At 37.2% G+C, this 22,259-nt stretch carries 21 protein-coding genes; 13 read left to right on the top strand and 8 right to left on the bottom strand.

Features of this window, described 5'->3' with window-relative positions; genetic code table 11:
- Positions 1-11 precede the first annotated feature (11 nt).
- Complete coding sequence (locus NSS74_RS20505) at positions 12-1,382, bottom strand: sensor histidine kinase (RefSeq protein WP_340814182.1); 1,371 nt, start codon at positions 1,380-1,382, stop codon at positions 12-14.
- A gap of 11 nt (positions 1,383-1,393) precedes the next feature.
- Positions 1,394-2,071: a response regulator transcription factor gene (locus NSS74_RS20500; protein ID WP_002029819.1), complete on the bottom strand. Its 678-nt coding sequence runs from the start codon at positions 2,069-2,071 to the stop codon at positions 1,394-1,396.
- 174 nt (positions 2,072-2,245) lie between these two features.
- Here NSS74_RS20500 and NSS74_RS20495 point away from each other — a divergent pair, with 174 nt between their 5' ends.
- The 4 genes from NSS74_RS20495 (at position 2,246) to NSS74_RS20480 (ending at position 6,030) form a co-directional block, all read left to right on the top strand.
- Positions 2,246-3,493 carry a cell wall-binding repeat-containing protein gene (locus tag NSS74_RS20495; protein WP_002140375.1) on the top strand — a complete coding sequence of 416 codons (1,248 nt, stop codon included), beginning with the start codon at positions 2,246-2,248 and terminating at the stop codon, positions 3,491-3,493.
- Between the two features lie 156 nt (positions 3,494-3,649).
- Positions 3,650-5,101 (top strand): SulP family inorganic anion transporter, encoded by a 1,452-nt coding sequence (locus tag NSS74_RS20490; protein WP_002140376.1) that lies wholly within the window; start codon positions 3,650-3,652, stop codon positions 5,099-5,101.
- 65 nt (positions 5,102-5,166) lie between these two features.
- On the top strand, positions 5,167-5,589 hold the full coding sequence (locus tag NSS74_RS20485) for a universal stress protein (RefSeq protein ID WP_002140377.1): 423 nt from the start codon (positions 5,167-5,169) through the stop codon (positions 5,587-5,589).
- 324 nt (positions 5,590-5,913) lie between these two features.
- Positions 5,914-6,030 (top strand): DUF4027 family protein, encoded by a 117-nt coding sequence (locus tag NSS74_RS20480; RefSeq protein ID WP_002096854.1) that lies wholly within the window; start codon positions 5,914-5,916, stop codon positions 6,028-6,030.
- A gap of 100 nt (positions 6,031-6,130) precedes the next feature.
- Here NSS74_RS20480 and opp4A read toward each other — a convergent pair whose 3' ends face one another.
- The 6 genes from opp4A to glpT form a co-directional block, all read right to left on the bottom strand.
- Positions 6,131-7,906: an oligopeptide ABC transporter substrate-binding protein gene (gene opp4A / locus NSS74_RS20475; RefSeq protein WP_002140378.1), complete on the bottom strand. Its 1,776-nt coding sequence runs from the start codon at positions 7,904-7,906 to the stop codon at positions 6,131-6,133.
- A gap of 12 nt (positions 7,907-7,918) precedes the next feature.
- Entirely contained in the window at positions 7,919-8,824 is a 906-nt protein-coding gene (locus NSS74_RS20470) for an ABC transporter permease (protein WP_002140379.1), read from the bottom strand.
- Positions 8,825-8,841: 17 nt separating this feature from the next.
- Positions 8,842-9,810 (bottom strand): oligopeptide ABC transporter permease, encoded by a 969-nt coding sequence (opp4B, locus tag NSS74_RS20465; RefSeq protein ID WP_012260312.1) that lies wholly within the window; start codon positions 9,808-9,810, stop codon positions 8,842-8,844.
- A 14-nt stretch (positions 9,811-9,824) separates the two neighbouring features.
- Complete coding sequence (locus NSS74_RS20460; protein WP_002140382.1) at positions 9,825-10,751, bottom strand: ABC transporter ATP-binding protein; 927 nt, start codon at positions 10,749-10,751, stop codon at positions 9,825-9,827.
- Complete coding sequence (locus NSS74_RS20455; protein WP_002140384.1) at positions 10,738-11,757, bottom strand: ABC transporter ATP-binding protein; 1,020 nt, start codon at positions 11,755-11,757, stop codon at positions 10,738-10,740. The genes NSS74_RS20460 and NSS74_RS20455 overlap by 14 nt, the downstream gene beginning before the upstream one ends.
- A gap of 274 nt (positions 11,758-12,031) precedes the next feature.
- Positions 12,032-13,381: a glycerol-3-phosphate transporter gene (gene glpT / locus NSS74_RS20450; RefSeq protein ID WP_002090935.1), complete on the bottom strand. Its 1,350-nt coding sequence runs from the start codon at positions 13,379-13,381 to the stop codon at positions 12,032-12,034.
- 271 nt (positions 13,382-13,652) lie between these two features.
- On the opposite strand from glpT, the gene NSS74_RS20445 reads away from it, so the two are divergent.
- The 9 genes from NSS74_RS20445 (at position 13,653) to fsa (ending at position 22,230) form a co-directional block, all read left to right on the top strand.
- Positions 13,653-14,120, top strand: a complete 468-nt coding sequence (locus NSS74_RS20445) for a MarR family winged helix-turn-helix transcriptional regulator (RefSeq protein ID WP_002140385.1) — start codon at positions 13,653-13,655, stop codon at positions 14,118-14,120.
- 19 nt (positions 14,121-14,139) lie between these two features.
- Positions 14,140-15,753, top strand: coding sequence for an MDR family MFS transporter (locus NSS74_RS20440; RefSeq protein ID WP_002090931.1), 1,614 nt, complete (start codon positions 14,140-14,142; stop codon positions 15,751-15,753).
- Between the two features lie 137 nt (positions 15,754-15,890).
- Positions 15,891-16,862 (top strand): ribose operon transcriptional repressor RbsR, encoded by a 972-nt coding sequence (gene rbsR / locus NSS74_RS20435; RefSeq protein ID WP_002029805.1) that lies wholly within the window; start codon positions 15,891-15,893, stop codon positions 16,860-16,862.
- 13 nt (positions 16,863-16,875) lie between these two features.
- Positions 16,876-17,772: a ribokinase gene (gene rbsK, locus NSS74_RS20430; RefSeq protein ID WP_002140386.1), complete on the top strand. Its 897-nt coding sequence runs from the start codon at positions 16,876-16,878 to the stop codon at positions 17,770-17,772.
- A complete protein-coding gene (gene rbsD, locus NSS74_RS20425) occupies positions 17,769-18,164 on the top strand; it encodes a D-ribose pyranase (protein WP_002125248.1) in 396 nt (131 codons plus the stop codon). The genes rbsK and rbsD overlap by 4 nt, the downstream gene beginning before the upstream one ends.
- An 18-nt stretch (positions 18,165-18,182) precedes the next feature.
- The gene (gene rbsA / locus NSS74_RS20420) at positions 18,183-19,667 is read left to right on the top strand and encodes a ribose ABC transporter ATP-binding protein RbsA (RefSeq protein ID WP_002140387.1); all 1,485 of its coding nucleotides are present in this window, start codon (positions 18,183-18,185) and stop codon (positions 19,665-19,667) included.
- Between the two features lie 3 nt (positions 19,668-19,670).
- Positions 19,671-20,606 carry an ABC transporter permease subunit gene (locus tag NSS74_RS20415; protein WP_001074640.1) on the top strand — a complete coding sequence of 312 codons (936 nt, stop codon included), beginning with the start codon at positions 19,671-19,673 and terminating at the stop codon, positions 20,604-20,606.
- A 14-nt stretch (positions 20,607-20,620) separates the two neighbouring features.
- Positions 20,621-21,544 (top strand): ribose ABC transporter substrate-binding protein RbsB, encoded by a 924-nt coding sequence (gene rbsB / locus NSS74_RS20410; RefSeq protein WP_002090926.1) that lies wholly within the window; start codon positions 20,621-20,623, stop codon positions 21,542-21,544.
- Between the two features lie 38 nt (positions 21,545-21,582).
- Positions 21,583-22,230 (top strand): fructose-6-phosphate aldolase, encoded by a 648-nt coding sequence (gene fsa / locus NSS74_RS20405; protein WP_000667669.1) that lies wholly within the window; start codon positions 21,583-21,585, stop codon positions 22,228-22,230.
- Positions 22,231-22,259: the final 29 nt, after the last annotated feature.

The following is a 22,259-nucleotide window of genomic DNA, read 5'->3' as shown; positions in this document are numbered from 1 at the left end:
TAGTCGTGTTTCTATATAGATGGCAATGAAATTGTAAAGCAAGATCCGTGATCAATTTCACTTGTGACAGTAATATTCCCGCCGTGTAGTTCTAAGATTTCTTTTACGATGGAGAGCCCTAAACCAGTGCCTCCTGTAGCTCTAGAGCGCGCTTTATCAACACGGTAAAAGCGATCGAAAATGTGAGGGAGGTCTTCAGGCGGAATCCCTTCGCCTTCATCTTCAATTGTTATGGAAATACGTTTATGTTCTTCTGTAACAGAAATATTTATATGAGAATGTTCTTTTGAATGTCTATACGCGTTATTTAAAATGTTAGCCATAACTTGTTCAAAGCGTTGCTCATCTAGCTTTACTAAGAGTGAGGAAGGACATGTGAAAACAACTTTAATTTGTTTTTCTCCGTACATCACATTTATTTTTTCAGTGATGCGAGTAAGGAAGGTGTGTAAATGCACTTCCTGTACTTGAATGAAAAAGTTATGCTTTTCCATTTGAGCGAGTGAAAATAAATCTTGGACTAAGTTTGTAATATAATCAGACTCGTCTTTTATAATGGATAAGTATCGTAAACGTTGCTCTGGGGGTGTGTTTTCTTTTGATGCAATGTCAGCATAACCTCTTACGTACGTTAATGGTGTTCGTAATTCGTGAGCAACACTTGCTAGAAATTCACTTCGCTCCGTTTTCATATAATGTAAATCATTTGCGAGAGTTTGGATAGATTGTGCTAGTTCACCAATTTCGTCATTTCGAGTAGTTGTTAATGAAACGGATAAATCGCCCTTACTCATTTTTTCAGTCGCTTGTTTCATGTGTAACAATGGTTTTGTTAACAAACGTGATAATAGAAAAATGGTGATGGCTGTTAATAGGAAAGTAATGACTCCAGCGATAATGAATTGCCGTGTGAGCCCGTTAACCATTTCTTCGATTGATTCCGTCCCGAGAAACATATATACATAGCCTTCCGTTTTTCCTGCCACTACAATTGGGCTAACTGTACATATATAATTAGATGTTTTCCAATGATTCTCTATAATTGCTCCATCATGATCTGTTCGTGTTTGCATTCCTTCAATATGTTTTTTTATAGTAGTATTTATTTCATTGGATTTAGCTAGTATTTCCTTATTTGCATTTGTAATAATAACAGTTGTTTCAGCTTCGGATTCCATTAAAGCAACATGGGAGATTGTTTGCCTGTCAAAATATTTTTCAAGGACATCTCGGTGACTATTTCCACGCTTTAATAAAGCAGTCATTTCTTCATTCACTCTATTGTTTACAAGGCTATAATAGAGCAAGACAAATAGAACACTTTCGATTAAAAGTGTAACAATTAGAAAATAAAATCCGAGTTGAATAGAAATTCGCTTCATCGTTTTGCTCCTTAGTTTTCAATATCAATCCATCGATATCCTACTCCGTAAACAGTTTTTAAATGGTGATCAATGGGGAAATTTACTTTTCGTAATTTATCACGTAAATTACGAATATGTGAATCGACTGTTCTATCTTCTGTATTTGTATTTAATCCCCAAATTCGTTCAATGAGCTGATCACGGCTTAATACGTAGTTCACATGACGTAAAAATAATCCGAGTAAAGAGAATTCGATTGGGGTGAGAAGAAGTTCTTCATTATGGACAGAAATGAAATGCTTGGCCTCATCCCATAAAATGCCGTGATATTGGATTTGTGCATGTTGATTGGTTCGGCGTAAAACAGCTTCAATTCTTGCGAAGAGCTCCTCTTCGTGGAATGGTTTCGTCACGTAATCATCTGCTCCAAGTTTTAACCCTTGAACGACATCTACCGTTTGATCACGAGCAGTTACCATAATGATAGGAACGTTACTAAATGATCGAATTCTTTTGCAAGTTTCCCACCCGTCCATCTTTGGCATCATAATATCGAGTAAAACAAATTTGAAGTTTCGATTTTCTATATGTGAAATAGCTTCTTCTCCGGATACTGCACATACGCAGTTATATCCGATTGGAGTAAGATAAAGCGTTAATAATTCAAGCATTCTCGGTTCATCATCTACGAGTAGTATATCGATCATAGAGTACCTCCGCATTTGTAGTTATTACTTAAATTGTAAGTCAAAATCATGAAGAAATGGTGCAGATTATAATGCATCTGCATAATTTCTTCAGAATTGCTTGTTATTGTAAAGTTGAAATTCCATTTTAGGTAATAATATTGGCTCGAAAACGAATAATACGGAGGCGATATAGTGAAAAAGATGACCCGAATTTTGGGGATAACAATAATTGCAGCAGTCGGTCTTGCGGCATGCGGACAAACGAGTACAGATCATAAAAATCATGAATCTACAGAAGAGAAGAAAACAGAGCAAAAGGAAATGAAAATGAATCAGGAGGTAACTGCGCCGAAAGAAATGAATCAAGGTGCATCGAATGATTTATTAACGACAAGTTTAAAAAATGTAACGAGATTAAATACAAATGATCCTCTGCAAATGGCAGTATTAACTTCGCAAACGATATGGCCAGCAACGCATAAAGAGAATCAGCCAGGCGCTATTATTTTAGTGCCAGTGAACGAGTGGCAATTAGGTATTGCAAGTGCGGATCTTATTCATCACCCGAATAACGGACCGATTTTATTTATAGAAAAAGAAAAGGTACCCGAAATGACGTTAAAAGAAATAAAACGATTAAATCCGCTCGGAACGAAAGATGGAACGCAAATTATGGTGATGGGGGATATAGGGGCATCTAGCCTAGAGCAATTAAAAGAATATAAAGTAAAGCAAATAAAAGAAACGGACCCAGCTAAATTTGCTAAAGATGTTGATAAAGAATATGCCGATATAACAGGAAATTATCCAAATAGCGTTATTATCGGTTCGTCTGAAGAAGAAGGACGTTTATATACAACACCAGCTGTAAATTGGATTTCTCATATGCCGGAACCTCTTCTATATACTGAAAAAAATAAAGTGCCAGAAGCGACAATAGAGGCATTAAAGACGAGAAAAGATAAAGCGAATATATATGTGTTAGGACCAGAAAAAATCGTTTCGAAAGAAGTAGAAAAAGAGTTAAGTAAATACGGGAAAGTAACGCGTATTAGTGGGGAGACTCCAACAGAAAATTCGGTTGCATTTGCGAAATTTAAAGATGAAAAAACGAAATTTGGCTGGGGATTCACAAAACCAGGTCACGGTTTGTCATTTGTTTCAAGCAAAACACCAGACTTAGCAATTGCGGGAGCACCGTTTTCACATATGGGTAAACATGCCCCTGTTGTTTTGCTTGAGGAAGGAAAAGCAAAACAACCAGTTTATGACTTCCTTGCTACTATTCAGCCGAAGTTTAAGGATGACCCAACACTTGGACCGTATAACCATGGTTTCCTATTAGGAAGTACTAGTGATATCTCATTTGAAACACAAGGGATATTAGATGAGAGGTTAGAGATTGTTCAGGAAAGTGGTCAAGGTCACGGTGGACATTAATAAAATGAGAAAAGACGCTGCTAAGGTAGCGTCTTTTCTTTAGGAAACTTTTACATAGCACAACATCCTTTGCTCGTTATATAATAGCCTTCGTGCAGTCGGCCTTGATTTTCTTATGGAGAAAATCAAATGATAAAAGAGTGGAGGAGTGTTACTTTGTTTCAAACTATAAAAAATGAATGGTTCTCAAATATGAGAGGGGACGTGCTATCGGGGGTTGTTGTTGCTTTAGCATTAATTCCTGAAGCGATAGCTTTTTCTGTTATTGCAGGTGTAGATCCGACGGTTGGATTGTACGCGGCCTTTTGTATTGCGGTTACAATTTCGTTTGTCGGCGGAAGACCAGGGATGATCTCGGCGGCAACGGGTGCGATGGCATTATTAATGGTCACTCTTGTGAAGGATCACGGTTTGCAATATTTATTTGCTGTGACAATAGTAACAGGTATTGTTCAAATTATTTTTGGAGTGTTCAAGCTGAGCTCATTTATGAAGTTTGTTCCTAAATCCGTTATGAGTGGTTTTTTAAATTCACTTGGAATTTTAGTTTTTACAGCGCAATTGCCGCATTTTAAAAATGCAACTTGGCAAATGTATGCACTTGTCGCATTAGGACTTGCAATTATATATTTATTTCCACGTATTACGACGGCTCTTCCGTCTACACTTATTTCAATTATTATTGTGACAAGCATTGCACTTATGAGCGGATTACAGTTAAAAACAGTAGGGGATATGGGAAGCTTACCGAAAGAATTACCGTTCTTTAGTATTCCTAATGTTCCATTTACACTTGAGACATTAGCAATTATTTTACCGTATTCAGTTATGCTAGCGGTTATAGGTTTACTAGAGTCATTATTAACGGCGTCGGTTTTAGACGATATGACACATACGGAAAGTAATAAGCATAAAGAGGCACGTGGACAAGGGATTGCGAACGTTGTTGCTGGTTTCTTCGGAGGAATGGCAGGATGTGCAATGATTGGACAATCTGTTATTAACATTAAATCAGGTGGTCGCGGGAGATTATCGACGTTTGTAGCCGGTGGTTTTTTAATCGTATTGCTATTTGTTTTAGGTGATTACGTTGTTCATATTCCGATGGCAGCTTTAGTTGCAGTTATGATTATGGTTTCGATTGGGACGTTTGATTGGAACTCTGTAGCGACGATTCATAAAGTACCAAAAGGAAACGCATTTGTTATGATCGTAACAGTTGTGATTGTCATAATTACACATAATTTAGGATTAGGTGTAATTATCGGAACGATAATTAGTGCAGTTTTATTTGCATTCAATATGGCAAAGATTCACGTGAAACATTTGTATATTGAAAATAAGAAAATATACGAAATTCACGGCCAACTATTCTTCGCATCTACGGCAGAGTATATAAATGCTTTTTCATACAATGAAGATGTGAAAGAAATTGAGATGAACTTTACTAACGCACACGTATGGGATGATTCAGCAGTAGCGGCAATTGATAAAGTTATAATGAAGTATGAACAGAACGGTGTGAAAGTAAGGATCACAGGGTTAAATGAACGTAGCTCGAAGCTCGTTGCGAATTTAGCTACTTATAATAAGAGAATTGCTAGTTAGAAGCCTCCTTTTTAGGGGGCTTTATTATATAATACGGGTAGGATAACGAAAAGGGGATTCAGCATATGTACAAACAAATTTTATTAGCATGCGATGGTTCTGAACATGCACTTCGAGCAGCCGAGCATGCAACATATATTGCGAAATTTAGCGAAGAAACACATGTTGAAGTTGTGTACGTAGTAGATAATAGAACGGCAAAGTCAGATATTATACAAGGACAAACGGATTTAGAAACAATATCAGCTAGTCGAAAAGATAAATTAAAAGAGATTGAGGGTTTATTAAAGAAAGAGAACATTTCCTACAAAATTACGATTCTACATGGCGATCCAGGAGATACGATTGTTCAATATGTAAATACAGGAGATATAGATCTTATTATTGCTGGGAGTAGAGGGCTAAATACACTGCAAGAGATGGTGCTTGGTAGTGTAAGTCATAAAATAGCAAAGCGTGTGAAATGCCCGGTGATGATTATAAAGTGAAGCTTTAATCAGTGGGGGTTTTGTTCATCCCCGACCTAACTTCTTTGCTTTCACTGAATTTTGAGGTGGGGGTCTTACTGCCCGGCGAATAGCGGGATAAAATAAGTTGAGTGAGATATTATGTAGTGTAAGCAGGACCTTGATATAATTCGAGGTCTTTTTTGATGTATAGAGGGGGGAGATTATGGAAATACTAGATATAAGTTTAAAGGGAAATCGTTAACTTACAAATTTGTAAGTTTGTTGTCAGAAAAATCGATGTTATGAAATTTTTCCCATTGGTAAAATAAGAGTATCAAAGGGGAGATAGGGAGGGTGGAAGTAATGAAATCATTGCAAAATTTATCATATAGTCAAGGGGTAAGCTTAATTTGTTTAGGCGGATTTGCTGCATCTGTTACGTTAGCTATTTTAATAAAGATGGTTCATCAAATCTTTTAATTTTAGAGTAGGGAAGGAATTGGTTGTTATTAATAGCAAGAGAAGTATTATAAATAAAAAATAGCTCCTAGCATGTATCTTAGTGCTAGGAGCTATTTTCTTATTTCTCTGTTTCTGCTTTATCGCTTGTTACGCTAACGTTACCCCATTTATATTGATCTTCTGGTGTATATTTATAGTCTTTTACGCGGTTGTTTACACCTTTTAAATCGAATTTATAATGAAGTGGAATTAATGGTACTTCATCATGAATTAATTTTTGCCATTTATCGTAGACGTCTTTACGATACTTTTCATCAGCAGCCGCTGGAGAAATACCCTGTTTTAATAATTCATTATTTTTGTCATTAGACCAACGCGTGTAATTGAACGATGCATTTTTAGCCCAAATACCAGAAGGGTCTGGGTCAGATGCAGTTCCCCAAGCTCCAGAGAAAATATCAACTTTTGGATCATCCTTTTTAATCATATCGTAGAATGAGTTAAATTCATGTAAGCGACCATCAAGAAGCTCTACTTTTAGGCCGATGTCTTTCCAAGATTGAATAAAGAATTTTGCGAGTGGTTCACTTACATCGCTACCACTCATTGATAAGAAATTAGCTTTAAATTCTTTACCATTCGGATCTTCACGGAATCCATCTCCGTTCGTATCTTTATAGCCAGCTTCATCTAATAACTTTTTAGCTTTCTCTACATCTTTATCATAAGAACCAACTTTATTGTTATGATATTTTGGTAGAGATGGTGGGATTGGTGAGTTAGCCGGATAACGTAGGCCATGATATAATTTTTCACCAATTTCTTTTCGATCAATAGCATACGCCATTGCTTGACGTACACGAACATCTTTAAATTTATCTTTATCCATGACTACTTCTTCTTTTTCTTTATCCATATGCCCTAATTTAAAGCCGATATAACTATAGTATAAATCGGTTTTGCCGAGTAATTGTGCATTTTTTAATTGACTTACATTTGGATATTGATCTGCACTTACTTCAGCAATGTCAATATCGCCGTTTTTTAAGGATGCGTTAACAACGGAAGGATTGACAACTTTTAAAACCATGCTTTTCAGTTTTGGCTTTCCACCATAATAGTCATCAAAACGTTCAAATTCAACGGATTCCCCTGGCGTAATTTTCTTCACTTTAAAAGGCCCAAAGCCAATTGGATTTTTACGGATTTTATCAGATTCTGCTAATTTATCGATTGGTACATCTCCTAAGTATTTCTTATGGAGAGGGTATGTCCAAAGTCCTGTTTTCACTGAAGGGTTTGGTTCTTTAAATGTAATAGAAATTGTTTTTGGATCCGTTACCTTTATACCTGAAATTTTTTCAGATTTTCCATTATGGTAATCTTCCATACCTTCAATCATTTGCATTTGAGAGTCATAGCGAGAACCAGCATATAGTTTGCTACCGATCACCAGGTAAGAATATTCTAAATCTTCAGCAGTAACAGGGTTCCCATCATGCCATTTTACATTATCTTTAATTTTTAGTGTAATTGTCTTTTTATCTTCAGAAAGTTCATATGTAGCAGCTCCATCATTAGTGTATTCCCAGTTTTTATCATTTGATAATAAAGATTCATCGAAAATTGTAAGGACTTGATTATCAGGATCTCCCTCATATACAGCGAAGTTTAAAAGGCCTTCAAATGGTGTGTTAGAAACAAGACCATATGTTAATGAACCATCTTTAATTTCTTTTTTGTCATTTTTAACAGTTGTACTAAATTTATTTGTATCTACTTTTTTTGTGCTGCTAGTTTTTTCACTACCCCCACTGCCCCCACATGCTGAAAGTAGTAATGTTGAAACTGCAAGTGTACTTAATACTTTGAAAAAATTTGGTTTATTCGTCATCTTCTCCACCCCTTATCCTTTTCTCTGTCTTGCATCAGCCGAGCGGCGTAGCGCTTGGCCAATAAAATTTATACACAGCATCAATGTTAAAATCATGATTGATGCGGGTAACCAAATCCACCATTTCTCTTGTAATACATCTGGGTTTCTAGCATAACTAACAAGTGTACCAAGGCTTGGTGTACTTTCTGGTAGACCGAACCCTAAGAAAGTTAGACCAGATTCAATGCCGATGTTTCCAGCAAGATTTAATGTAACACTGACAATGATAATTGAGCTTAAGTTAGGTAGTACTTGAAAAAGAATGATTTTCCAGTTTGGTGTTCCTAATGTTTTTGATGCAGAGACATAATCGAGTTCTTTTTCAGTTAATACTTTTGAGCGAATTAATCTTGCCTTTCCTGTCCATAAGAAAACGGTCATAATTAAAATGAAAGTAAAAATGTTGAATGTAGGAACAAGTGTAATAAAAACAATTACAAGCATTAAAAATGGTAAAACCATGACAAAATCGATAACGCGCATAATGATATTATCAATAGTTCCTCCAAAATAACCGGCAATTAATCCAATTGAAAGACCAATCAAACAAGAAAGAATAGTAATAGCTAGTCCAATTGTAAATGAGTTACGTGTACCAATAATAAGTTGGCCGAAAATATCGCGTCCTCCGTAATCTGTTCCTAACCAATGTTCAGCAGAGGGAGGGGCATAAATGGCGAATAAATCAACTCGTACAATATCTTCTTGTTTCATAATAAAAGATGCTGCGTATACCGCTAGTAATAAGATTGCTAGGAAAAAAAGTGAAAACATTGCTAATTTATCTTTGCGAAGTTCTCGCCACATAATAGAGAAACCAGAAGGACTTTTTTCGTAATGAATAACTTCAGTTTGTTTTTTAGGGTTTGCTAACATTAAAAACCCTCCTTTCTTTAATCAATACGAATACGTGGATCAACGATGCTTAGAATAATATCTGAAAGGAGAGTTCCAAGTAGCGTTGCAAATCCAGTAAACATAACGAGTGCAGTTATTACACTAAAATCGCGTTGAGAGATAGATTGTATAAATAGTTGTCCAATCCCTGGATAACTAAAGATACTTTCCAAGAAGATGGCACCACCAACTAATCCTGTAATTTCATAACCTAAGAAGGCTGCAATTGGTAAGAATGAATTTCGTAAAATATGTCTAGAATAGACTTTTGATTCTGGAACACCTTTTGCTCTTACTGTACGTACAAAATCTTTATGTTTCGTATCGATAATTTCGCTTCGTAAATATTGAACAGTACCAACTGTCGCAATTAATGCGCCGGATAAAGCTGGTAATAGCATGTGATTGAATTTGCTTAAATAGTAAGCAAATGTACCTGTTGCAACTTGAGGATCTACGCTACCGCCAGTCGGAAACAGAGCAAACTTAAATCCGAAAAGGAAGAGCATAATTAGTGCAAATATAAATAGCGGTGTAGCAAAACCTAGATAGTTGTAAATGGTAATGAGTCGATCAGCCCAGGTGTCATTCCAACGCCCACTTATAACTCCCAGTGGAATGGCAATTAAGTAAGTAAGAATAAGAATAACAAGTGCTAAAGATACTGTATTTCCAAGTCGTTCACCAATTAAGTCGGTTACTTTCATTTTATGTGCATAGGAAATACCGAAGTCACCTTGGACGGCATTTTTAATCCAGCGTACATATTGTGTTGTAACCGGGTCATTTAATCCTAGCTTTTCACGTTGTTCTTCAATGACTTTTGGATCTGCTTTTGGGTTATTCATTGCTCTACCGGTTAAGGCATCGCCTGGCATTGCTTTAGCTAGTAGAAAGACTAGTATACTTAACACGAATAATTGCGGGATCATCACTAAAAATCTCCGTAATATAAATTTCCACATGTTTTATCACTCCCTTAAGGTAATGCCACCCGGTGAGTTGGCGAGATTGGTTTTAAATCGTAAGCACGACCGTTTTCATTGAAATACTTTTCGTATGATTTTTCGTACTCAGAACTTACTTGTTGACGTAATTTACGTTGTTGTTCGCGGTTTTCTGGACGAATATCAGGAATAGCTGATATTAGGCGTTTCGTATAGATGTGCTGTGGATTATTATAAATTTCTGCACTAGTTGCTTCTTCGACAATGCGCCCGCGATACATTACACCGATGCGGTCACACATATGACGAATTACGCCTAAATCGTGACTTATGAATAGGTACGTTAATCCAAGTTCAGATTGTAAATCTTGTAAGAAGTTTAAAACTTGCGCTTGTACCGACACGTCAAGTGCAGATACTGGTTCATCGGCGATAATAAGTTTTGGTTTTAATGTAAGAGCGCGTGCAATACCAATTCGCTGTCTTTGTCCACCGGAAAATTCATGTGGGTATTTATAAATAGACTCTGGATTTAACCCAACTTTATCAAGGTATTCTTGAACTGCTCGACGCTCTTCATCGGGTGAGAGCTTTTCAAAATTCCGAAGTGGTTCGGCAATAATATCGATAACACGTTTTTTTGGATTCAATGATGAATACGGATCTTGGAAAATCATTTGGATATCTTTTCGTTGTTCTCTTAACTCAGAGCGACTTAATTTCGTTAAATCCCTATTATTAAAATGAATGCTACCGCCTGTCGCTTTCGTTAAGTGCATAATTGCTTTACCCGTTGTTGATTTGCCGCTACCTGATTCACCAACGATTCCATATGTTTCACCAGGTTGTAATTCAAAGCTTACGCCATCGACAGCTCGTACATAATCTAATGTACGTCCGAAGAAACCGCCTTTAATTGGAAAGTGTACTTTTAAATCTTCTACTTTAAGCAGTGCCATGAGTTACGCCATCTCCTTTCTTATGTTGGAAGTTGAAGTGCTTATAGCAAGTACAACGTACCCAATGGTCTGGTTTTACTTCATGTAAAACAGGATTTTCCTCATGTTGATCTGGTCTAACCCAAGGGATTCGGGCTTGGAATCGGCATCCAGTGCGAGGAAGCTTCGCTAACGAAGGAACCACGCCTTGAATTACATGCAATTTTTCTTTTTCCGCATACGCAGATGGAATTGAGTTTAATAGAGAACGAGTATATGGGTGAAGCGGGTTATTAAAAATCTCTTCTACTGTTCCTGTTTCTACAACTTGTCCTGCATACATAACGACAATACGATCAGCTGTTTCGGCAACAACGCTTAAATCATGTGTAATTAAAATGATGCCCATTTTCGTTTGTTCTTGAATAGATTTTAGTAAGTCTAAAATTTGTGCTTGGATGGTTACGTCAAGAGCCGTTGTTGGCTCATCCGCAATAATGAGTGCTGGGTTACAAGCAATCGCAATCGCGATAACAATTCTTTGTCTCATTCCGCCAGATAATTCGTGAGGGTATTGTTTATATGTAAGTTCTGGTTTTGGAATACCAACTTGATGGAGTAGTTCTAAGGTGCGTTCTTTCTTTTCTGCTTTCGAAAGGTTTGTGTGGTAGTCTAAGTTTTCTTCGATTTGTTTTCCAACTGTCATAAGAGGATCGAGTGCTGTAAGAGGTTCCTGGAAAATCATACCGATGTTTGATCCGCGTACTTTATTCATCTCTGCGGTCGACATAGTAAGTAAATCCTTATCTCTATAGTTAAGTTGCCCTTGTAATTTTGTATTTGCTTCATTATGCAGTCGCATAATGGAAAGGGCAAGTGCACTTTTTCCGCAACCGGATTCACCAACTATCGCGACAATTTCATTTTCATGGACAGTTAACGAAACGTTATCAACTGCTGCATGATATTGATCTTGTATGCGAAAGGAAGTCTGTAAGTTTTCAATGCGAAGAAGTGGATTCTTCATGGTTATCCCTCCATCTTTTCTGAAAAGACTAAATATTTAGTATGTTGTTGCTATTTTAATATAAAGTGACAATGTTTGACAAGAGTAAATATTCAAAAATCTTTTTATATAGAGATGAGATGCAGTAATATAAGGATAAAAACCCTTTTAAAACGCTCACAATTATGGGTTGGATTGATAAATTATTTGTAATAAAAAAGTACTATATGTAGAAAAAAGAGAGGTGTTCTGGAAAGAACTGTCTCTCTTTTTTTTGTAAGTATAATATTAGTGTTTAAGCTTGTTTTTGTTTTGTAGATCCTGTATTTAAAGTAAGAGCAAGGAAGAACATTGCAAGCACACAAGAAGCAAGGAGCAAAATGAATCCGCCGTCCCATCCGAATCCATCTACAATAAAGCCCATAGCTGCGCTAGCAAAAGTAGCTCCCCCTAGGTAACCGAAGAACCCAGTTAACCCAGCGGCAGTTCCAGCAGCTTTTTTGGGTGCTAAGTCAAGCGCGTGAAGACCAATTAGCATAACAGGTCCGTAAATTAAAAATCCAATGGAAACAAGTGCGATACTATCAATGATTGGATGCCCAGCAGGATTTAGCCAGTAAACAAGAACGGCAATGAATACACCGACCATAAATAGAATGCCAGCAGGTGCGCGGCGCCCTTTAAATAGTTTATCACTCATCCATCCGCAAAGAAGTGTACCTGGAATACCAGCCCATTCGTATAGAGCATAAGCTGTACGTGAGCTACTGTGAGTAAAGCTTTTTTCTTCTACTAAATAAGTAGGAGCCCAGTCTACAACGCCGTAACGAACGAAATAAACAAAGACGTTAGCGATAGCGATGTACCATAAAAACTTATTGTTTAATATGTATGTAAATAAAATTTCCTTTACCGAAAGTTCGCGTTCACGGTCCGCTACTTTTTCATCTGATGGATATTCCCCAGTATGTTCTTCAATAGAAGGTAATCCGCAAGATTGAGGTGTATCTCTCATCGTAATTAATACATAAATCCCCACCAAAATTGAAAGAATACCTGGGAAGTAAAATATACTTTTCCAGTCATTTGCAAAGAAATATAAGCCTAATGTAACGAGAGAAGGCATAAGCGCGCCGCCGACATTATGAGCGACGTTCCAAATAGACATTTTTGTACCACGTTCACTAACGGAGAACCAGTGAACCATCGTACGACCACAAGGAGGCCATCCCATACCTTGTACCCATCCATTTAAAAACTGAAGTACAAACATAAGTATAATGCTCGTTGTAATGAAAGAAAATGAGCCGAAAATAATATTAATGATACCGGATAAAAATAGCCCAGCTGCTAAAAAGTAGCGAGGATTACAACGATCGGATACGATACCCATAAGAAATTTACTTAATCCGTAAGCGATAGATACTGCTGAAAGGATAACCCCAAGTTCCCCTTTACTAAAGCCTTGTTCGATTAAGTATGGCATTGCGAGTGAAAAGTTTTTTCGAACAAAGTAGTAACCCGCATAACCGATGAAGATGCCTAAGAATACTTGCAAACGCAATTTGCGGTATTCGCTATCAGTGCGATCAGCTGGTAAGCGTTCTGCGTGGGGCGCAGGTTTAAATAATTGTGTGAAAAACATAAAATGAAAATCCTCCCCTAATTAATTGGAAGCGTTTTAAGACAGAGAGAATACAAAAAGGCTATGAAATATAAAAAAGTTCCCTTTTTTATATTTCATAGCCATATACTCCGATTCTCCGTGACTGTCAATATTAACTTCGACGAAAATTATACAACTTTGTGACAAGAATGTAAACGTTTTTATAAAGAAAGTTGTTGACGTATTTTGTTTGTGGGATTAATATTTAAATACGTTAAATATTTTATTGCTTAAATAAGAGGTGGATAACATGCCAAATGATATGACTCATATTGATAAGATTCAAGCTCTTACATTCGCTATAGGAAAGAAAATGCAAACAGAGCTATTAGAACAAATGCAAGCATCAGGACTTACACCACCGCAGTTTTATATTTTAAAGATTTTAGATCATTACGGAGCTTCAAGAGCGACACAATTGGCGGAGAAAATGTACGTGAAACCGAGCGCGATTACAGTAATGACTGATCGTTTAATTGATCATGGGTTAGTAGAGCGCTATCACGACGATAATGATCGCCGCGTTGTTGTCATTGAGCTAACGAAGAAGGGGAAAACTACAGTAGAAGAAGCGATGGCGGCTCGTAATGAGCATATTGCAAAATACTTCTCACACTTAGAATTACAAGAGAGGGAAGATTTGTTGCGCCTCTTTGAAAAGCTAGAAACAATTATTTGTGGGAAACCAGAGAAAAAAGAGAAAAAAGAGAAAAACTAAGAGGAATTGAGGAGATTACATGGAGCAACAAGAAAATCAGAATAGAAAGTTGTTGTTAATCGGTTTAGTAATCGCAATGCTATTTGCTGCATTGGACGGAACAATCGTTGGTACAGCAATGCCGCGTATCGTCGGTGAACTAGGTGGATTAAGTTTAATGACATGGTTAACAACAGCGTACATGTTAACATCAACAACGGTTGTACCGATTGCAGGTAAATTAGCGGATTTACTTGGGCGTCGTAACGTATATATAGCAGGATTAATTATCTTTATGGTTGGTTCAGCGTTATGTGGTATGGCAAACGGTATGACAGAATTAATTATTTTCCGTGGTATTCAAGGTCTTGGTGGCGGTATTATGATGCCAATGGCTATGATTATTATCGGAGATATGTTCACGGGAAAAGAACGTGCTAAATGGCAAGGTATTTTTGGAGCTCTATACGGTCTTGCCTCTGTAATTGGACCACAAGTTGGTGGTTGGATTGTAGACGCAGTGAACTGGAGATGGGTATTCTATATTAACTTACCAGTTGGTATTTTAGCGACAATCTTCATTGCAATGGGATTAAAAGCACATAAACAAACAGGACCAATTAAAATTGATATCGCTGGAATCTTCACGATGATTCTCGGTGTTGTAAGTTTATTACTTGCGTTAACGTTTGGCGGGAAAGATTATGCATGGGGTTCTTGGCAAATTATCGGGTTATTTGCACTAGCTGCCATTGGTATTGTTAGCTTTGTTATCGTTGAAACGAAGGCTGAAGAACCAATTTTACCGATGCACTTCTTTAAAAACCGTACATTTACACTACTGAATGCGATCGGTTTCTTTATGAGTATCGGAATGTTTGGAGCAATTATGTTCGTACCGTTCTTTATGCAAGGAATTGTAGGCGTAAGTGCTGCTGAATCAGGAACGATTATGACACCGATGATGATTACAATGATCGTTATGAGTATTATCGGTGGTCAGCTTGTATTAAAAATTGGTGTGAAACCACAAATTATTACAGGGATGCTTATTATGGCTAGTGGTTTCTGGTTATTAACAACGATGGATATGCACACAACTAAGCTTACTGCTACTTCTTATATGATGGTTATCGGTTTAGGAATGGGTCTTGTTATGCCGATATTAACATTAGCATTACAAGAAAGCTTCCCGAAAAAAGATCTTGGCGTTGTAACATCATCAAGTCAATTCTTCCGTCAAATCGGTGGAACATTCGGTATTACAATTTTAGGATCAATTATGAATAACACTTCAGGTACAACGTTAACAAATAAATTAGTACCTGTATTAGACACATTCCCAAAAGAAGCGGGACAAATGGTAACAAAATTTAAAGATATGATTCATACAGATCCACAAAGTTTATATTCTATGCTATTTAGTCCAGAGGCATTAAAACAAATGCCAGAAGCATTTTCTAATAGCATCGTACCAATTTTGAAAAGCTCTTTAGTGGACTCACTTCATACTGTATTCTTAACAGGATTGGTATTTATCGTAGTAGGTGCTATCTTTACGATTTTCTTACAGAAAATTAAACTGTCTGATCGTAAAAAAGGTGCTGAAGAGCCTGCTGTAGAAGAAAAGGAAAAAACTGTATCATATTCGTAATAAAAAAGCATCGCCTTATGGCGATGCTTTTTTGAGTATAACCTTAAAAGCTTTTTAGTGAGAAATGATTGACGTATTTTTATAAATGCGTTATATTATTTTCTGTAAACGGTTACATGAAATGAGGAGAAAAGAGAATGAGTACGATTAAAGACGTTGCAAAATTAGCAGGGGTATCTGTTGCGACCGTTTCCAGAGTGTTAAATAAAAATGGATATGTTCATGAGGATACATTAAAAAAAGTAGAGCGAGCAATTGAAATGCTAGATTATAAACCTAGTACAGTAGCACGTTCTTTATACAATAAAAAATCTCGTTTAATTGGATTAGTTGTTCCAAATATCGTGAATCCATTCTTTCCAGAAGTTGCACGTGCCGTAGAAGATGTAGCACATAAGCAAGGTTACACAGTTGTACTTTGTAACTCTGATGAAAATTTAGAAAAAGAGAAGCAATACATTGATGTGCTTAGACAAAATAATGTGGACGGATTTATTGTAGCAACGAATCCACAAAATAGTGTTAATTACATGAATTTGTCTATTCCAGTTGTTGCGATTGACCGTATGTTTAATGAGCGCATTCCTACTGTATATGCAGATAACTATGCAGGGAGCCAGGCGGCGACAAAGTTATTAATAGACAAAGGGTGTAAACATATTGCACATATTCGTGGACCGCGTGATGTGAGCACAGCTAATGAACGTTTTGAAGGTTTTGTAGACGTTATTACGCAAAATAATCTTTCTTATATGATTGCAGAGAGTACATTCGATCCAGCTAATAGTGAACAGGTAGCGGTGGAATTATTAGAAGAATATCCGCATATTGATGGAATTGTTGCTGGGAATGATTTAATTGCAATTGGTATTGTAAAGGCTGCACTTCAAAAGGGAATTTCTATTCCAAACGATTTACAAATTATTGGATTCGATGGAATTTCTTTAACTGAAATGATGTATCCATCTATTACGACTGTTGCACAGCCAATTTATGAAATGGGGAAAATTGCAACAGAATTGTTGTTAGAGCAGATGGAAGGAAATCCATTAGAAGAAAAACACTATCGTTTACCGATTGAAATTATAGAACGAAATACAACGAAGTAAGGAGATGAGACAGATGCCAAATATTGCAGTAGTAGGTAGCATTTCAATGGACTTAGTGGCTGTTTCAAAAATACGGCCGAAAGCAGGAGAAACAGTAATTGGTGAAGCGTTTCATACGATACCAGGAGGAAAAGGGGCCAACCAAGCAGTTGCTGCAGCTAGATTAGGAGCAAATGTAGCGATGGTTGGTGCAGTAGGAAATGATGATTACGGAACAGTAGTTAGAAAAAATTTGGAGAACGAACGCATTTTTATCGACTATGTGGTACCGGTTACAGATAGGACGACAGGAATCGCTCATATCGTTTTAGCAGAAGAGGATAACAGTATTGTTGTCGTACAAGGAGCAAATGCTCTTGTAAATGAGTCGATTGTAGATCGTTCAAAAGACCTTCTTGTAAAAGCAGATATGGTTGTTCTTCAACTAGAGATTCCGCTTGAAACAGTAAAATACGTTCTGGCTATTTGTGAGGAGCATAACATTCCAGTTATGTTGAATCCGGCTCCAGCACAAATCTTATCAGAAGATATTTTAGAAAAAGCGACTTATATTACGCCGAATGAACATGAATGTCGCATCGTATTAAATGATTTCACATCACCAATTGAAGAGTTACTTGCGAAATATCCAAATAAGCTATTGATGACGGAAGGGTCTAACGGTGTTCGTTTCCATAACGGAACGGAAGTTGTTCAAGTTCCAAGTATTGCTGTAGACGTAGTAGATACGACTGGAGCTGGTGATACATTTAACGGCGCGCTAGCAGTTGCACTTTCTGAAGGAGAAATACTTCAAAAAGCAATTCGTTTTGCGAACATTGCTGGTGGTCTTTCTGTAACGAAACTTGGGGCACAGGGCGGTATGCCAACAAGAGATAGAGTACGTGAAGTGCAGGTGATTGTCGGATGAAGAAACACGGTGTATTAAATAGTGAAATTGCGGCGGTCCTTGCTTCACTTGGACATACAGATACGATTGTAATTGCTGATTGCGGGTTACCTATTCCTGATGGAGTAAAACGAATTGATTTAGCAGTTGAAATCGGAAAACCTAGTTTTTTAGACGTATTACAAGTAGTTGCTGATGATATGGCAATTGAAAAAGTGATGTTAGCAGAAGAAGTTATTATAAATAATGCAGAGGTAAATAAAGAAGTTGAGATGCGATTAATAGAGCCAGCATTTGAATATGTGTCTCATAAGGAATTTAAAGAGCATACAAAGAGAGCGAAGGCGATTATTCGTACAGGAGAAGCAACGCCTTATGCGAATGTTATTTTACATGCAGGCGTGATTTTTTAATAAAGGGATGTGATGAGAATGCATATTGAAATGAAGAACATTTCAAAAGCGTTCAGTGGTAATCCTGTTCTAAAAAACGCACAGTTTATGATTGAAACAGGAGAAGTCCATGCATTGATGGGGGAAAATGGAGCGGGGAAATCGACGCTCATGAAGATTTTAACAGGTGTATATAAAAAAGACAGTGGAACAGTCATGATTGATGGGAAAGAACGAACTTTTAAAAATGCGAAAGAAGCTGAAGAGTATGGTATTGCATTTATCCATCAAGAGTTGAACATATTACCGAATTTAACGGTAGCTGAAAATATGTTTCTTGGAAAAGAGTTAATGTATGGGAAAACGGGCATTTTACGTACGCGTCAAATGAATGCGATTGCCCAGCAACAATTAGCAGATCTTGGTCTACATGTGAGAGGTGCTATGCTAGCAGGTGAATTATCAGTTGGACAACAGCAAATTATTGAAATTGCTAAAGCATTAATGACAAAGGCGAGCGTTATTATTATGGATGAACCTACAGCGGCATTAACAGATCGCGAAATTGAAACTCTGTTTATTGTTATTAATAAATTGCGTAAAGAGGGCGTTTCATTCGTTTATATTTCACACCGGATGGAAGAAATTTTTTCAATATGTGATGCTATTACGATTTTGCGTGATGGAGAATATGTAGGGAAAAGATTAATTCCAGAAACGTCATTTGATGAAGTAGTTAGCATGATGGTGGGCCGCAGTATTGGTGAACGTTATCCAGAACGAAATAGTCAAATTGGCGAAGTGATTTTTGAAATGCGAAACGGAACGAAAAAAGGAAAATTTGAAAATGTTTCGTTTCAAGTTAGAAAAGGTGAAATCCTTGGTGTTGCGGGCTTGATGGGAGCTGGTCGCACGGATATTATGAAAGCAATATTTGGATATGAACCGCTCGATTCAGGAAAAATTTTCATGAATGGACAAGAAGTAAAAATTGATAGTCCAATTGATGCGATTAGACAACGAATTGCCTTTATTACAGAGGATAGAAAATCTGAAGGGCTTGTGTTAGATTTTTCGATTCGTGAAAATTTAGCTTTACCAAATTTAGAAAGTCTTTCAAAGGGAAGCGTGGTTAATAAAGGTTTAGAACGGCAATTTACAGAGGATATGATGAAGCTTCTTAATGTGAAAGCAGCAAACGGAGAGCAAGCTGTCAAATCTCTTTCTGGTGGAAATCAGCAAAAGATTGTAATTGCAAAATGGTTAGGTATTCATCCGCAGTTACTCATTTTAGATGAACCAACGAGAGGTGTAGATGTTGGGGCTAAAAAAGAAATTTACTCTATTATGAATAAGCTTACCGAGCAAGGAGATGCCGTTATTATGGTATCGTCTGAGCTTCCAGAAGTTTTAGGAATGAGTGATCGAGTTCTCGTCATTCATGAAGGGAAAATCGGTGGTATTTTAGAGAAAGATCAGGCATCGCAAGAGTCTATTATGGCACTAGCTACAGGGGGAGAGTAAGATATGGCTAAGAAGGGGAATGTATTACAACAACTTGGTTCTTTAATTGGATTAGTATTAATTATCGTAGTAATTACAGCTTTAAATCCAGCATTTATTGAAATTCCAAATTTATTTAATATACTGCGCCAAGTATCGATTAATGCACTCATTGCATTTGGAATGACCTTCGTTATTTTAACAGGGGGTATTGACTTATCGGTAGGTTCTATTTTAGCATTATCAAGTGCACTTGTTGCCGGAATGATGGCAAGTGGCATGGATCCGTTCCTTGCAATGGCAGTTGGATTATTAGCAGGTCTTGCAATGGGGATTGTAAACGGTATCATTATTGCGAAGGGAAAAGTAGCTCCGTTTATTGCAACTTTAGCAACAATGACTATTTTTCGCGGGTTGACGCTTGTTTATATGGACGGACGTCCGATCACTGGTCTTGGTGATCATTTAATGTTCCAAATGTTTGGCCGTGGTTATTTCCTTGGTATTCCTGTGCCAGCCGTTACAATGATGATCGCTTTTGCAGTACTGTACTTTATTTTAAAGAAAACAACGTTTGGTCGCCGTACGTTTGCGATTGGTGGAAATGAAGAAGCGGCAGCTTTATCAGGTATTAATGTTACGAGAATTAAAGTAATGATTTACGGTCTTTCCGGAATTTTGGCAGCGCTTGCAGGTATTGTGTTAACATCAAGGTTAGATTCTGCACAGCCGACTGCTGGTACTTCTTACGAATTGGATGCAATTGCTGCAGTTGTGTTAGGAGGAACGAGTCTTTCAGGTGGAAGAGGATGGATTGTTGGTACATTCATCGGTGTGCTTATTATTGGTGTACTAAATAACGGTTTAAATTTATTAGGTGTATCTTCTTTCTTCCAACAAGTTGTAAAAGGACTTGTAATCTTACTAGCTGTACTAATTGATCGTCGAAAAGAAGCGTAATGGAGGGGCAATTCATGAAAAAATGGTTACTGATACTCGTTGCATGTATCATGGTAGTTACTGCTGGTTGTTCAATGGAACCACCAGAATGGGCAAAGGATTCTAGCGATAAAGGTCGAAATAAAACTATTAAAGTTGGATTTTCTGTTTCAACTTTAAATAATCCATTTTTCGTCACGTTGAAAAAAGGTGCAGAAAAGAAAGCAAAAGATAGCGGCATTGAATTAATTGCTGTTGATGCACAAAATGATGCAGCGAAGCAAACAAACGATGTTGAAGATTTAATTCAAAAAGGTGTCGATGTAATTGTTATTAATCCAACCGACTCAGATGCTGTTGCTTCAGCGGTAAGTGCAGCCAATGCAGCCAATGTTCCTGTTATTACAGTAGACAGAGTTGCAAATTCAGGTAAAGTTGTTTCTCACATAGCTTCCAACAATGTAGAAGGTGGTCAAATGGCTAGTGATTACATTCGGGAAGTAGTTGGTGAAGGAACAAATGTCGCTGAGTTAGAAGGAATACCTGGATCGTCTGCTGCTCGTGAGCGTGGGAAAGGATTCCATAACGTAGCTGATAAGTCTTTAAAAGTAGTAGCAAAACAAGCAGCTGATTTCGATCGTGCAAAAGGGTTATCCGTTATGGAAAATATTTTGCAAGCAAATAGCGATATTAAAGCGGTATTTGCTCATAATGATGAAATGGCATTAGGCGCAATTGAGGCATTAAAATCTGCTGGTAAAACGGATGTAGTCGTTGTTGGATTTGATGCAACGGATGATGCTGTAAAAGCGGTTAAAGATGGGCGTATGGCAGCAACAGTCGCTCAAAAACCGGAATTAATCGGAGAGAAGGCGATGGAAACAGCAAAAGAGATAACACAAGGTAAAAAAGTGGACAAATTTATTCCGATTGAATTAGAGCTTATTAAGAAAAAATAAATAAATATAAAATGAAAATTAGGAAGGAAGAATAACAAATGAAATTTTTTATTGATACAGCAAACATTAACGAAATTAAAGAGGCAAATGCATTAGGCGTAGTAGCTGGAGTAACGACAAACCCATCACTTGTAGCAAAAGAAGGCGTAGATTTCCATGAGCGTATTCGTGAAATTTGCAGCTTTATTGAAGGACCTGTAAGCGCAGAAGTAATTAGCTTAGAAGCTGACAAAATGATTGAAGAAGGAAAAGAGTTAGCAAAAATCGCTCCAAACGTTGTTGTAAAAGTTCCAATGACAACAGAAGGCTTAAAAGCAGTAAAAGCATTCTCAGATTTAGGAATTCGTACAAACGTTACATTAGTATTCTCAGCAGTGCAAGCATTACTTGCAGCTCGCGCTGGTGCGACATACGTTTCACCGTTCTTAGGTCGCCTAGATGATATCGGTCATAATGGTATGGACTTAATTCGCCAAATCGCAGAAATCTTTGCAATTCACGGCATTGAAACAGAAATCATTGCAGCATCTGTACGTCACAGTGTTCACGTAACAGAAGCTGCATTAAACGGTTCACATATTGCAACAATCCCAGCAAACGTAATCGCTTCATTAGTGAAGCACCCATTAACAGATCAAGGAATTGAGAAATTCTTAGCTGATTGGGAAAAAACACAAGAGAAATAATACGAAATGGAGAACCCAAGTTTAATTAA

It is taken from the genome of Bacillus sp. FSL E2-8868 (assembly GCF_038005505.1).
Classification (GTDB): domain Bacteria; phylum Bacillota; class Bacilli; order Bacillales; family Bacillaceae_G; genus Bacillus_A; species Bacillus_A mycoides.
Note: the sequence above shows the minus strand (reverse complement) of the source record. Positions and strands in the feature narration are given on the sequence as shown.

Bases quoted from the DNA above. Each gene is read 5' to 3' on its own strand.
- rbsB (WP_002090926.1), top strand. From the start codon at position 20,621: ATGAAAAAATGGTTACTGATACTCGTTGCATGTATCATGGTAGTTACT.
- NSS74_RS20505 (WP_340814182.1), bottom strand. From the start codon at position 1,382: ATGAAGCGAATTTCTATTCAACTCGGATTTTATTTTCTAATTGTTACA.
- rbsR (WP_002029805.1), top strand. From the start codon at position 15,891: ATGAGTACGATTAAAGACGTTGCAAAATTAGCAGGGGTATCTGTTGCG.
- NSS74_RS20415 (WP_001074640.1), top strand. From the start codon at position 19,671: ATGGCTAAGAAGGGGAATGTATTACAACAACTTGGTTCTTTAATTGGA.
- NSS74_RS20445 (WP_002140385.1), top strand. From the start codon at position 13,653: ATGCCAAATGATATGACTCATATTGATAAGATTCAAGCTCTTACATTC.
- NSS74_RS20500 (WP_002029819.1), bottom strand. From the start codon at position 2,071: ATGATCGATATACTACTCGTAGATGATGAACCGAGAATGCTTGAATTA.
- NSS74_RS20480 (WP_002096854.1), top strand. From the start codon at position 5,914: ATGAAATCATTGCAAAATTTATCATATAGTCAAGGGGTAAGCTTAATT.
- opp4B (WP_012260312.1), bottom strand. From the start codon at position 9,810: ATGTGGAAATTTATATTACGGAGATTTTTAGTGATGATCCCGCAATTA.
- glpT (WP_002090935.1), bottom strand. From the start codon at position 13,381: ATGTTTTTCACACAATTATTTAAACCTGCGCCCCACGCAGAACGCTTA.
- NSS74_RS20485 (WP_002140377.1), top strand. From the start codon at position 5,167: ATGTACAAACAAATTTTATTAGCATGCGATGGTTCTGAACATGCACTT.
- rbsA (WP_002140387.1), top strand. From the start codon at position 18,183: ATGCATATTGAAATGAAGAACATTTCAAAAGCGTTCAGTGGTAATCCT.
- NSS74_RS20460 (WP_002140382.1), bottom strand. From the start codon at position 10,751: ATGGCACTGCTTAAAGTAGAAGATTTAAAAGTACACTTTCCAATTAAA.
- NSS74_RS20440 (WP_002090931.1), top strand. From the start codon at position 14,140: ATGGAGCAACAAGAAAATCAGAATAGAAAGTTGTTGTTAATCGGTTTA.
- opp4A (WP_002140378.1), bottom strand. From the start codon at position 7,906: ATGACGAATAAACCAAATTTTTTCAAAGTATTAAGTACACTTGCAGTT.
- rbsK (WP_002140386.1), top strand. From the start codon at position 16,876: ATGCCAAATATTGCAGTAGTAGGTAGCATTTCAATGGACTTAGTGGCT.
- NSS74_RS20470 (WP_002140379.1), bottom strand. From the start codon at position 8,824: ATGTTAGCAAACCCTAAAAAACAAACTGAAGTTATTCATTACGAAAAA.
- fsa (WP_000667669.1), top strand. From the start codon at position 21,583: ATGAAATTTTTTATTGATACAGCAAACATTAACGAAATTAAAGAGGCA.
- rbsD (WP_002125248.1), top strand. From the start codon at position 17,769: ATGAAGAAACACGGTGTATTAAATAGTGAAATTGCGGCGGTCCTTGCT.
- NSS74_RS20455 (WP_002140384.1), bottom strand. From the start codon at position 11,757: ATGAAGAATCCACTTCTTCGCATTGAAAACTTACAGACTTCCTTTCGC.